Consider the following 12785-nt stretch of genomic DNA (forward strand, 5'->3'; position numbering starts at 1 on the left):
ATTGCTAATTAAGATTTAGCCAATGCTAATCCATTGGCTGCGCAAGCGTTGAATAATTTGGCTTTCATAGCCAAGCAACTCGTTGGTAATTGCAGTCATGATGTTCGTTTCAGGCTTAATTGTGGCCTGTTGGGGAGCAATCGTGCTCAGAAACTCGATTCGCTGGGCGGTTGGCGGATGTGAAGCATCAAGCAATGAGCCTTCTAAACGAGCTACGCGCCGCAAGCGTTCGCGCTCATGATCAGGAATCGTCGTAATATGCTCTGCCAAATATTGCAAAATATGTGGTTTGGCAGGGCTAAGCACGGCCCGCTGAATTGCCAAATGACATGAATCGTCAAGGTGAATCCGATCCAGCAAATCGATTGCGGCGGCACTGCCACCTAATTCAGCTGCCTTATAATCGGCCAAATATTCAGCTCGTTGGCTTTCGCGGCCAGCCAATAGCACCATGAGCCGCATCCAACCCAGTAGAAGCCAACAAAAGCCCCGTAGCAACAGATTAAACGGTAACAACAAAAAGCCTTTCAATCCTAGCTCAGGCTGTACCAGCTCGACTGGATAGATCGTTTGAACCCATGTCGCTAATGCGTTAATTGCCGAATGAATTAAGAACGAGCGATTAATATCATTGTTGATGCTATGGTCAATTTCATGGGCGATTAGGGCAACCCGTTCTTGGTTGCTCAAAGCTAACCACAAGGGCAGCCCAAGGCCCAGTACTGGCGTTCGATGCCAACCCAAACTGCTGAACGAGGCATTAAACCGTTCATCAACCACCACAACTTCAATCGGTTTTGCACCAAGCTGAGTGGTCATTTGGTTGAGCAAGTTAAACAACGTTGGCGCTTCTTTTGGTGTTAGAATTAATTCATCTTTGGAAAATTTGGCCAACCTTGGACGCAAGAGCCACACCATACCCAGCAGCACGACCCCAAAAACTACCGCAAAGGGATTGGGCCAGCCATCAAAAATTAAGAGCACGCCTAAAACGAGGATGAGCAGCGTAAATCCATGAATGAGTCCAGCCATCAACCCAACCACGACTTTGCCGAACGTCCAACGCGGTTTAAGATCATTCAGCGATTGCATCTGACGTAACATCTGGTTACCCAAACGCCGACTCACATTGGTATAGATCTTGTCGAACATGCCATAGGTTTCAGGCAGCGAACGTGGCTTGATATTCCAGCCACATTCACACCATGGCAAATAGGCTGGGTTGAACGCAAGCTGGCGTTGGCATTGGGGACATTGCTGTTGCATAAACTCTCTCATCAAACAATATGGTTCGTGTAGTTGGGAATAGGGCTAGTTTAATCGAGGCCCAGGCTCGGTGCATCCTGCTTTGGGCCTAGATTTCACGCTCAAAGCAGCCCCCTCGACTAATTGGCGAGCAGAGGGGGCGAGGCATTGCTTATTTACTGTGGTTAATATAATTCAGCAAATTTGGTTTGTAAATACTTAACGTAAGGCGCTGCATCCATTGACCGGCCCGTTGCTCGGGTAATCAACTCGTTAGGCAAGAATTTACTGCCATGCTGATGGATATGTTCACGCATCCAACCAAGCAGTGTGCCAAATTCACCACGGCGCATTTCATCCCAAATCTCAGGATGTTGGGCGATTGCCGTATCAAATAGTTGAACCGACAGCACATTGCCAATAGTGTAGGTGGGGAAGTAGCCAAACATCATGCCCGACCAGTGAATATCTTGGAGTACACCCTCAGCATCGTTGGCTGGGGTGATGCCAAGGTAGGCTTGCATCTTGGCGTTCCAAGCTTCGGGCAAATCGGCAACCTTGAGCGTGCCTTCAACCAAGGCAATTTCTAGCTCCATACGCAGCAAAATATGCAAATTGTAGGTTAATTCATCAGCTTCGACGCGAATCAATGAGGGCTTAACCGCATTAACGGCCCGATAGAAGCGCTCCAGATCGACATTGGCTAATGGCTCAGGGAAGGTCGCCTGCAAATCGCTGTAGAAAAACTCCCAGAATGGTCGCGAACGCCCAACAATATTTTCCCACATACGCGATTGCGATTCGTGGACACCCAACGAGGTACCGCGACCAAGCGGCGTGCGATCAAGTTCGGGCTTGATATTTTGTTCGTACAAGGCATGCCCGGTTTCATGCAATGTGCCAAAAAGCGCTGGTGAAAGCCAATTGGGATTAAAACGCGTGGTGATCCGTACGTCGTTGCGCCCAAAGTTGCTACAAAATGGATGGGTGCTGCGATCTTGCCGACCGCGATTCCAATCGTAGCCATAACGCACGGTCACTTTTTTGCCAAATTGTTCTTGGAGCGCTTCGGGATAATTGCCATGCAACGGGGCATCGCGGCCATCGTCGCCCATCGCGGCAATTTTGAGCACCAATGGCACAGTGCCGGCCTTCAATTCATCGAACAAGCCAAGCGCTTGCTTGGTTGTCAAACCACGCTCGTAGCTATTGAGCAAGGCATCGTAGGGATGTTCATCGTAGCCCAGAAATTGGGTTTGTTCGCGCACCATCTCAACAATCGTTTCAAGATGCGGCTGAAACTGGCTGAAATCGGCGTTGGCACGGGCATCTTCCCAAACTTTGCCCGCTAATGCCCGTACCCGCGATTGTTTGGCGACAAATTCGGCAGGCAATTTGCTCGAACGTTCGTAATTGTAGCGGGTATGACTGATCAAACGAGCATCATCAGAGTCGGGCGATAAATCAGCAACATCAACCGCATCAAGCAAGCTGAGGGTTTTCTCGCCAGTGAATAGCTCATGCGAAATTCGACTGATGGTAGCTAATTGCTCAGCACGCGTGCTGGCCCCACCACGCGGCATTTGAGTGCGCTGATCCCAGGCAAGCAATCCTGCGGTGTGATTAAGATCGCGGATAGTTGCGAGATGGTCGCGAAGTTGCTCAAGAGCTTGGCTCATAAATGCTTAAATCCTTTTCGTTAAAGCCGCATAAACCAGATGTAGCTTAAGTGGCTGATTATTCCCAGAGTATTTTAGCATATGTTGATATGATCATACGAGCTTTTTTAAAGATTAAGCCATCACCTTCTGCTCAAACGGGCCATTTGGTTTCAGCCCTCATTCTTCATGCGTGTCTATGCTATCATACCAAGAACATACATTAAATTTTACGAGATACTCACCGATAGTTGGAGGTAGTTCGATGACCTTCGAACGTGCTGCGGGGATTCTTCTGCACCCCACGTCGTTGCATGGTCGCTATGGAATTGGCGATCTTGGCAGCGAGGCTTACCAATTTGTGGATTGGCTACAAGCTGCTGGCGCACGGCTATGGCAAATTTTGCCACTCGGCCCAACTGGCTATGGCGATTCGCCCTATCAATGTTTTTCGGCGTTTGCTGGCAACCATATGCTGATCAGCCCCGATTATTTGGCTCGGATCAATTTGCTAGCCGAATGGGACTTGGAACAACTCACCCATTTGCCAGCCGAAGCTGTCGATTTTGGCGCGGTAATTCCGGCCAAATTGCAGCTTTTGCGCACCGCCTTTGAAAATTTCAAGGCTCAAGCCGATGATCGTGGTTTTCGCGCGTTTTGTGTTGCCGAACAAGCGTGGCTCGACGATTATGCCTTGTTTATGGCTTGTAAAGCAGCTCATGGCGGCGCTTCTTGGACGACATGGGATCAGGCAATTGCTTTGCATGAACCAGCGGCAATCAGCGAATGGGGCAACAAATTAGCTGATGATGTGCAGTTTCATAAGTTTTTGCAGTGGGCCTTTTTCAGCCAATGGGATGCCTTGAAGCACTATGCCAACGAGCGCGATATCAAAATTGTTGGCGATATTCCAATTTTTGTAGCTCACGATAGCGCCGATGTTTGGGCTAATCGCAGCCTGTTTTTGCTGCATCCCGATGGCAATCCGGTTGATATTGCGGGTGTGCCACCAGATTATTTTTCGGCGACCGGCCAGCGCTGGGGCAACCCACTCTATCGTTGGGATGTGATGGCCCAAGATGGCTATCAATGGTGGCAACAGCGAATTAGTGCCAGTTTGCGCACCGTCGATATCGTGCGGGTTGATCACTTCCGTGGCTTTGCCGGCTATTGGGCTGTGCCAGCAAGCGAAGAAACCGCTGTTAATGGCGAGTGGCGACGTGGCCCAGGCGCAGATTTCTTCCAAGCAATTAGCCATGCTTTTGGCAGTTTGCCGTTGATTGCCGAAGATTTAGGCATGATCACGCCTGATGTGTATCAATTGCGCGACCAATTTGCCTTGCCTGGCATGCGGATTTTGCAATTTGCCTTCACATCGGGAGCCTTCCAATCGAACTTCTTGCCCCATACCTATGTGCAAAATACGGTTGCCTACACTGGCTCGCACGATAACGATACCTCGCGCGGCTGGTACACGAGTGCTGGGCCAGAAGAACAGCATCGTGCTCGTACCTATTTGTATTGTGGCGAAGACGCGATTGTGTGGACGATGATTCGCACCTTGTATGCCTCAGTTGCCGATACGGTGATTATCCCCATGCAAGATGCGCTTGATCTGGGCAGCGAAGCCCGTATGAATCGGCCTGGCTACACTGGTGGTAATTGGGCATGGCGCATCAAGCCCGACCAGCTATCCTATGATTTAGCCCGTTCGCTTTATGGGCTGGCCGAAGTGTATGGGCGCTTGGCTCAGCCAGCGATCAGCAATGAGCTTGATCCCAATGCTCCGCCCTATTTTGACCTACAAGAAACCAGCGAACTATGAGATTTGACCGTTCTTGGATGCCCGCGATCATTGCAATTTTGGGCTTGTTTATGCTGCGCACCCAAGTGTTGGCGATGCCAAACTTGGCGCGAGTGGCAATTATGTTGGTTGGCTGCGGCTTTCTGCTCTGGATTGCTTGGCAAATCTGGCAGAATCGTCAAGGCTCAAGGCTCTTTAGCAGCAGCCCGCAAGTTCAATACTGGCGCGGCCAGCGAATTGAAATGAAACCAACTCAGAGCTATAAAAAGAGCCTTAAGCTTGAGCCACGGACAATCGCGCTCATCGCGCTATATGGCCTTGCTGGATTAACGGGCATTATTGGCACGTTATTGAATCTTGGCCGTTTTGGCTTCTAAAGCGCACTTTGGAGCATGCATGCGCCGCTGTCTTTCATTCTTGCTTGTGGGGTTGTTGGCTGGCTGTAGTCAGCAACCTCAACACTTGCTGCGTCCAAATGGCGTTGCCGTTGCCAGCGATCAACACATTTATGTGACCGATCGTGGCAATTATCGCATCGCTCAACTCGACTCCACTGGCCAAATTGCCGCCAGCATTGGGGTTTTTGGGGTTGGCCCAAGCAATATTCACTCTGGCTGGGATCTTGGGCGCGATAGTTTTGGCCGTTTGTATATCGGCAATTTTATCTATAATGATGAGGCGACGCTGGTGCACGATGGGGTGCGCAGTTTCGAGCCTGATGGTTCGTTTGTGCGCGAATTCGGTGGCAACGATTATGATCCAGCCATGGATGAGCCAACCAACGAACCCTATGGCGTAACTGTCGATAGTGCCGACCGCATTTGGGTGGCAAATTACAAGGCCAATCGGGTGGTGGTCTATCATCGTGATGGCCAGCAATTGGCCGAATTTTTTGGCGAGTTTGGTAATGGCAACGAACAATTTAGCGGCATCAGCGATTTAGTCGTTGATCGTGAGCGTCGCCATGTGTATGTGGTCGATTCGTTCAATGGTCGAATTCAAGAATTTTCGTTGCACGAAGCTGGCGATACGATTTCACTGCAATTTTTGCGGGTCATTGGTCGCTATGGCAGCAACCTTGGTGAATTTTCCTACCCACTTAATATTGCGCTTGATCAAGCGACTGGCGATATTTATGTTGGCGATATGGGCAATCAGCGGATTCAACGCCTAACCCATGATGGTCAGCCAATCGCGGCTTTTGCGCCTGATCTGGCGCGTTGGCAAGTTTTTGGTTTGGCGTTTCACAACAATCATGTTTATGCTGCCGACGCTTATAACAACACGATTTGGCGCTTTAATGCCGATGGTAGCAATCCACAACGCTTGGGGAGCGAGCAATGAAACTGCGTATTCCACTGATTATCAAGGTGTTGTTGCCGCTCCAAGTGATCATTATTGCGACGCTGATCTTTGCTGGCCTGAGTTTTTATCGTGAAACCAACCAGCGTTGGCAACGCGAGATGGATACACGCTTGGCACGAGTCGTTGAATTGATTGCCCGTGAGCTTGATCCAGCCTTGTTGAGTCAAATTGATGCGCCAGCTGATTTGTATACCGAGGCCTATACTACGCTGCAAAAGCAATTGGCCCAAGCCCAAACTGCGGCCAACGTGGGCTTTATTGGCATTTTACGCCGCGATATCAAAACCCATCGTTTGTATTATTGGGTCGATGTTGATAATACTGGCATCAACTATCCCTTCTTCTACGATACGCCTGAGCACTGGGCCGCCTTTGAGGATGGCCAGCGCCATGCCGTGCGCTATGCCGATGAATTTGGCTCGTACTATGGCTTGGTTGCGCCAATTGTGGTTAATGATGCTCAAGGCCAGCCCTATGTGATTGCCATTGTCGAGGCTTCGCTGTCGGTTGAGGCGCGTGATCTGACCCAACAATCGTTGATTAACCAACTGTTGCCATTGATTATTGGTGGCAGTCTGGTGGCGATTGCTTGTGCTTGGCTAGCGACGGTTTTTGTGGTCAATCGGCCACTTCAGCGTTTGAAACATGGTGCGTTGCAACTTGCTGACGGCCATTTGGGTCATACCCTGCCTGATGATCAACGGGTTACCGATGAATTAACCGACCTGACGCGCACTTTTAATCTTATGTCGCAGCGGATTGCCAAGCTTTATACCGAGCAGAGCGAACGCGAACGAATGCTGAGCGAACTGCAAATTGCGCGAAATGTGCAACAAGCGCTGTTGCCGAAACGCCTTCCAAGCGTGGCTGGGCTTGAAGTTGCCGCAATTTGTTTGCCCCAACGCGAGACCTCAGGCGATTTCTATGGCGTAATCGCTCAAGGCAGCAGTACCGTTGATCTGATGATTGGCGATGTTTCGGGCAAGAGCGTGCCTGCCGCCTTAGTAATGGTCGCAACTTACAGCACCCTCCGCGCCTTGGCTGGCACTCAAGCGACTCCAGCGATGATTCTTGATCAAACTAATACTAGTTTAGTGCAAAATATTCCCCGTAGTATGTTTGCGGCGGTGAGCTATGCTCGGATCGATGCCTTGGCTCGCACCTTGGTTTGGGCCAATGCTGGCCAAGTATACCCATTTTTAATTCATAGCAGTCGCAACCAGCCAGAGTTTCCTGAATATTTGACTGGGCGCGGCCAATCATTGCCGCTTGGCATCACACCATTAATTCAATATGAAGATAGCCCAATTCAATGTAATCATGGCGATATGCTGTTGTTTTTCACCGATGGAATTGTCGAAGCCATGAATAGCAGCGACGAAATGTATGGCTTCGAGCGTTTAGAAGATTTGGTGCGCTCATTGCCAGCCGATATTCATGCTCAAGCCTTGCTCGATGCTGTGCTCAACGACGTGCAAGACTTTGCCAACCATACCGAGCAACACGACGATATTACGATGCTGGCCGTGAAGTTTGTGTAGCGTGGGGATTAGTTGGCAGGGATTAGAACTCGAGTTATTGGTCCTCAAAACACTTGAGTTAATGGTGTAGCTACAATTTAACCCAGAGACGCAGAGTTCTATTTTATTTGTGAGAGCAAGGATGAACTAGCGCTTTGGCAATGTGTCATCCTTCATCCCTCATAATTCATAATGCACAACTCTGCGCTTCTGGATTAAAAAGCTGCTAATCTCGCCACCATTCAGTTAAATGTTCGGGCTGGCTTGGCTCGACTGGCTGACCAAGTTGCGGCGTGAGAATGCTGATCGGGCTGGCGTGGGCAGCCTTCAGCAAACGCTCGATTGGCTCATCCCAAGCATGCAACGAAAGGCAATATGCGCCCCAATGTACCGGCAACATCGTGCGAGCTTGCAACATTTCAGCCGCTTGCAACGCCTCTTCCGGCTGCATATGCACACCAGGCCAAGCAATATCATATTGGGCCATTTCGAGCGTGGCCAGTTCAAACGGGCCATAACGTTGCCCAATATCATTAAATCCGGCGAACATCCCACTATCACAGCCCACATAAATCCGTGAGTTTTGGCTCATCACCACCCACGAAGCCCAAAGTGTGCTATTGCGCTTAAGGCCACGCCCAGAGAAATGTTGGGCTGGCACAGCGGCAATCGTCAAACCAAATTCGGCCAAATGCAATTCTTCCCACCAATCCAGCTCGTGGATGCGGCTGCTGGCGATACCCCAACGTTCAAGATGCTCGCCAACACCCAAGGCGGTGACGAAAGGCATCGAGCCACGGGCTAGCCAGCGAATTGTTTGCTTATCAAGATGATCATAATGGTCGTGCGAAAGCAGCACTAAATCGATTGCTGGCAATTGTTCTAGCGCAATCGGCGCAGTTTGAAAACGCTGTGGCCCAATGCCCTGCACCGGCGATAAATGCTTAGCCCACACCGGATCAGTTAATAGCGTGATGCCCGCAAATTCGATTAATAACGTTGAATGGCCAAGCCATGTAACGCGTAACCCCGAGGCTGGCGGTGTTTGGTGAAAACGTTGACCAGGCCAAGCACTCGGCAAGGGCTTGGTTGGCCGCCGTTGTTCCTTGCCAAAAAACTGGCGGCGCAAGGTCGAAACCATTGAATTGGCTTGAAGCATAGCCGTTGGATACAAATTTTGAAATTGGTTATTGCGATAGTAGGGCGATGCAAGAATGCGTTGTTGGCGGCTGCGCATGGGCGTTCCTCACACAGAAAAATCGTTGCTGCAATGAGCATAGCACGTTGTTCGCGTGAGAATCCAGCAGAATGATGAATAAGCTGTGATCAACCATTAACGCTTAGCCTTTGGGGTACAATAAAGCTAGATTTGTGTTGCGAGGATGCTTGATTATGCCTATTTTTGAACCGATCGGCCTAGCCTATATTGAGCTAGCATTTCGAATTAGCCAACATATCGATGGCTACGTTGATGCCTATTGTGGCCCAAATTATCTACGCGACCAAGTGTTGGATAGCGCTGCTTGGCCAACCAACCAGTTGGTGCAGGCCGCTGAACAACTGCTAGAGCAGATTGAAGCCAGTGATTTGCCAATTCGCCGTCGCACCTATTTGCGCAAACAGGTGACTGGTATGGCCACCACCTGTCGCCAGTTGGCTGGCGAACGTTTTGATTATCGCGAGGAAGTGCGGCGTTGCTTCGATATCGAGCCAGCAATGATCGACGAAGCCGTGTTCGATGAGGCAATCGACGAACTTGATAGTTTATTGCCAGGCCAAGGTGACGTACTCGAACGCACTCAAATCTGGCGACGACAATTTGAAATCAACGGCGAACAGGCCCAACCCTTGTTGCAGTTGATCGAAACTGAATTACGCAGCCGCACGTTGGCGTTATATCCCTTGCCTGCTAGCGAAAAAGTCGATTTTCGCTTGGTCAACAATCAGCCTTGGAGCGGCTATAACTGGTATTACGGCAATTATCATTCAGCGGTCGATATCAACACCGATTTGCCAATTGCCCTCAATAGTCTGACAAACTTAGTTGCCCACGAAGCCTATCCAGGCCATCACACCGAGCATTGCATCAAAGAACGTGATTTATATGCTGGTCGGGGCTGGGCAGAGCATTCGATCTTTTTGCTGAATACGCCTGAATGTGTGATGGCTGAAGGTATCGCCAATAGCGCGGTGGGCATATTGTTCAGCCCTAAAGAGTTGGTCGAGTGGCAAGCTCAAACCCTCTATCCCAAGGTTGGCATCACTGGCGACCCAGCCCAAGAACTACGAATTAACACGGCACTCAAGGCCTTGGCGGGGGTGGCTGGCAATGCCGCGTTGCTATTACATGCTGAAGGTCGGCCTGCTGATGAGATTGTTGATTACTTGGTGCGCTATGGCTTAACCAGCGAAGAACGAGCACAGCAACGCTTGCGCTTTATTAGCTCACCATTGTGGCGAGCCTATATTTTCAGCTATTTCTATGGCGAACAATTGATTAGTCGTTGGTTTGAGCGCGGCGATAAAATTGAGCGCTTTGGCACATTATTGAGCGAGCAAATCTACCCATCACTGCTTGAGCAATGGGTGATCGAGCAAGCCAACCAATGTTATAAAGGCTAAGAGTAATGACCTCACCCCAACCCCTCTCCCACGGCGGCGGGCGAGGGGCGTTTGGTTTGGTGCTTCCCCTTGATCGCTCGGTGGGAGAAGCAGGGCATGCCACCTCGCTTGATTTGATCAAGTTTCCCCCTCTCCCGCTCGGCGGGAGAGGGGTTGGGGGTGAGGGAGCTTAAAACCTACTCTTGTAAGGAGGAGGATAGGGGGTGAGGGCATCAGCCAAGCTGCTGCTTGAGCCACTTGACCACCACTTGCAAACTATCCAAATTAATTTCGTGGCCCATGGCAAATTCATGGTATTCCAGTTGCACAGGCAGGGTTTGCAGAAAATCGCGAATCGCCCGCCCATATTGAATTGGAATAACCTCATCGTATACGCCATGAACCGCCACAATTGGCTTGTTGGCGATGTGTTCGCGGTCGGTTTGCGGGCCAACTTCGGGCATCCAACGGCCACTCATCAAAATTGTGCCAGCAATCAATTCGGGCTTGGTCAGGGTTGCACCTAAACTCATAATTGCGCCTTGCGAAAAACCGCCCAAATAAATTTGTTTAGGATCGCAATCGTAGGCGCTGCATGCTTCACCCAAAAAGCGCTGCACCGTCTCCCAGCTTTGTTGGGCTTGATTGGTATCAATATTAAAACCCTTGGCATGCCAATGAATATCGAACCACGAAAAGCCGCCAAATTGATAGCGATGGGGTGCGCGAGCCGAAACGACACACAAACGTGGGTCGAGATATTGAGCCAAAGGCAACAGATCATGCTCGTTGGCTCCCACGCCATGCAACATGACCAACAAGGGCGCTTTAGCCTCGGCACTGGTTTGGCGTGGTTTAACGACTTCGTGGGTTAATGAAATTTGACTCATGGATGTAGGATGCTCCTTAGGCCCAGCGACGACCGCCATCAACAAAGATGGTTTCGCCGGTAAAATAGGGCGATTCGACGATAAAACGCACAGCTTTGGCGATATCTTCGGGCACGCCCAGCCGTTTCAAGGGAATTTTGTTTAATGAATTGTGGTCTTCTTGCCAACCATCAGGCAAAAGTGCTACGCCTGGCCCAACTGCCCCAACCCGAATAGTAGGAGCCAAAGCTAATGCTAAACCACGGGTCATCATGATTAATGCAGCTTTGGTCATGCCATAAGGCACAAAACTAGGCCATGGCACTTCGCCACCAACATCAACAATATTCACAATCACCCCATGGTCAGGCATGAGTTTGGCGGCAGCCTGAGCACAAAAAAACGGGGCACGTTGATTGAGCGCAACCAAATCGTCCCAGGTTTGCTGGCTCACGCTACCAATCGGTGTGCGCGGAAAATCGGCAGCACTATTGACCAAAACTGCCAATTTGCCACAACGTTCGCCAATTATTTGAAACATTGTCTCAATTGCAGCCACATCGCGCAGATCGGCGCTATAAGCCCATGCCTCACGCCCAAGTGCCTGAATCTCGCTACAGGTTTGTTCGGCCTCAGCCTGAGCCGCATTGTAGTGAATAATTAAATTGTAGCCAGCGCGGGCTAATTCCAGCGCAATTGATTTGCCCAAGCGCCGAGCGCCGCCCGTGACGATGGCCCAGCCATGATTCATAATTCACCCTCTGCTTGCTTCTGAAAAATTAACAAAAATTGATGCACCTGATTGGCAACAAAACTATAGGGATAACCAAATGGATAGAGCATTGCACTTTGATCGTACCAGATGCGATAGCCGCGATAGCGCAGCTGCGATAATTGATACAACGCTGACACGATATCGGCATGGAGCATGTTATGATGCTCTGGGGTTGGTTGCAGATCTTTGACAAACAACACCAAATGGCCGCCAACCCGCAACGATTGCAAGGTTTGCGCCACAATTGAAGTCAATTCACGCAGAAAGGTTGGATAATCGACATTGCCAAGATCGGCGGGATCATCGGTGAAGGGCGTGGCTGCGCCGTTACCCTGTTTGCGACGCTGACCAGTGCGTGCTCGACTGAGCATTGAACTATAGGGTGGGTCGGTCAACACCAAATCAAAGCGTTGTTGCTGGATGCTTGGGCTGTTGAGTACTTCACGGGCATCGCCTTGCAAAACTGGCAAACGAGCCAAATTCAGTGCATCAGCCGCCTGTCCATACAAATCGATATAGTGCGGCGATAATTCGATGCCGATTGCTTGGCGTTGGGTTTGGGCACAAGCCAGCAGCGTGCCGCCAACCCCAGCAAATGGGTCGAGCACCCAACCGTTGGGCTTGGTAAAAAAACGAATAATTTCGCTAAGCAAGGCTGGTGGTTTAGGCGATGGATGGGCTTTGCGAATATGATGGGCAGCCGAAGCAGGGCCACGGGTTGGGTAAGCGCTGGCTAAAATTGGGGCTGACCAAGCCGCCCATTCTTCAGCAGTTAAATCGTTGAGTGGCGTTGGTGGCGTGCCAGTTAGCGCAATCGAACGCGTTGCATAAAGCCACTCGCGCCCCGATAAATCGTTTAACTGGTTGCGACGGTGGGGCTGTTGCGCTTCTGAATCGCTCATAACGGCTCCTTCTTTCGCGGACACACTGGTTGCGCTATTGTAGCAT

11 protein-coding genes are annotated in these 12785 nt (G+C 50.4%); 5 read left to right on the plus strand and 6 right to left on the minus strand.

What is annotated here, in order from left to right:
* Positions 1 to 15: 15 nt before the first annotated feature.
* Both DEF47_RS19625 and DEF47_RS19630 read right to left on the minus strand, forming a co-directional pair.
* Complete coding sequence (locus DEF47_RS19625; RefSeq protein WP_041304557.1) at positions 16 to 1266, minus strand: M48 family metallopeptidase; 1251 nt, start codon at positions 1264 to 1266, stop codon at positions 16 to 18.
* A 164-nt stretch (positions 1267 to 1430) separates the two neighbouring features.
* Positions 1431 to 2924 carry a carboxypeptidase M32 gene (locus DEF47_RS19630; protein ID WP_012190448.1) on the minus strand — a complete coding sequence of 498 codons (1494 nt, stop codon included), beginning with the start codon at positions 2922 to 2924 and terminating at the stop codon, positions 1431 to 1433.
* Between the two features lie 244 nt (positions 2925 to 3168).
* On the opposite strand from DEF47_RS19630, the gene malQ reads away from it, so the two are divergent.
* The 4 genes from malQ to DEF47_RS19650 are packed head-to-tail and all read left to right on the plus strand — an operon-like array spanning position 3169 to position 7613.
* Positions 3169 to 4728: a 4-alpha-glucanotransferase gene (gene malQ / locus DEF47_RS19635; RefSeq protein ID WP_012190449.1), complete on the plus strand. Its 1560-nt coding sequence runs from the start codon at positions 3169 to 3171 to the stop codon at positions 4726 to 4728.
* Positions 4729 to 4745: 17 nt separating this feature from the next.
* Entirely contained in the window at positions 4746 to 5084 is a 339-nt protein-coding gene (locus DEF47_RS19640; RefSeq protein ID WP_012190450.1) for a hypothetical protein, read from the plus strand.
* Between the two features lie 19 nt (positions 5085 to 5103).
* A complete protein-coding gene (locus DEF47_RS19645; RefSeq protein ID WP_012190451.1) occupies positions 5104 to 6051 on the plus strand; it encodes an NHL repeat-containing protein in 948 nt (315 codons plus the stop codon).
* Entirely contained in the window at positions 6048 to 7613 is a 1566-nt protein-coding gene (locus DEF47_RS19650; protein WP_012190452.1) for a PP2C family protein-serine/threonine phosphatase, read from the plus strand. The genes DEF47_RS19645 and DEF47_RS19650 overlap by 4 nt, the downstream gene beginning before the upstream one ends.
* Positions 7614 to 7818: 205 nt before the next feature.
* Here the strand turns inward: DEF47_RS19650 and DEF47_RS19655 are convergent, their stop codons facing one another.
* Positions 7819 to 8829 (minus strand): MBL fold metallo-hydrolase, encoded by a 1011-nt coding sequence (locus DEF47_RS19655; RefSeq protein WP_012190453.1) that lies wholly within the window; start codon positions 8827 to 8829, stop codon positions 7819 to 7821.
* Positions 8830 to 8984: 155 nt separating this feature from the next.
* Here DEF47_RS19655 and DEF47_RS19660 point away from each other — a divergent pair, with 155 nt between their 5' ends.
* Positions 8985 to 10214 (plus strand): hypothetical protein, encoded by a 1230-nt coding sequence (locus DEF47_RS19660; protein ID WP_012190454.1) that lies wholly within the window; start codon positions 8985 to 8987, stop codon positions 10212 to 10214.
* Between the two features lie 212 nt (positions 10215 to 10426).
* Here DEF47_RS19660 and DEF47_RS19665 read toward each other — a convergent pair whose 3' ends face one another.
* The 3 genes from DEF47_RS19665 to DEF47_RS19675 are packed head-to-tail and all read right to left on the minus strand — an operon-like array spanning position 10427 to position 12739.
* Positions 10427 to 11083 (minus strand): alpha/beta hydrolase, encoded by a 657-nt coding sequence (locus tag DEF47_RS19665; protein ID WP_012190455.1) that lies wholly within the window; start codon positions 11081 to 11083, stop codon positions 10427 to 10429.
* Positions 11084 to 11099: 16 nt separating this feature from the next.
* Positions 11100 to 11813 carry an SDR family oxidoreductase gene (locus DEF47_RS19670; RefSeq protein ID WP_012190456.1) on the minus strand — a complete coding sequence of 238 codons (714 nt, stop codon included), beginning with the start codon at positions 11811 to 11813 and terminating at the stop codon, positions 11100 to 11102.
* Positions 11810 to 12739 carry a DNA methyltransferase gene (locus tag DEF47_RS19675; RefSeq protein ID WP_012190457.1) on the minus strand — a complete coding sequence of 310 codons (930 nt, stop codon included), beginning with the start codon at positions 12737 to 12739 and terminating at the stop codon, positions 11810 to 11812. Before DEF47_RS19675 ends, DEF47_RS19670 begins: the two co-directional genes overlap by 4 nt.
* Between the last annotated feature and the right edge of the window lie 46 nt (positions 12740 to 12785).

This window comes from Herpetosiphon sp. (assembly GCF_003512625.1).
Classification (GTDB): Bacteria; Chloroflexota; Chloroflexia; order Chloroflexales; family Herpetosiphonaceae; genus Herpetosiphon; species Herpetosiphon aurantiacus.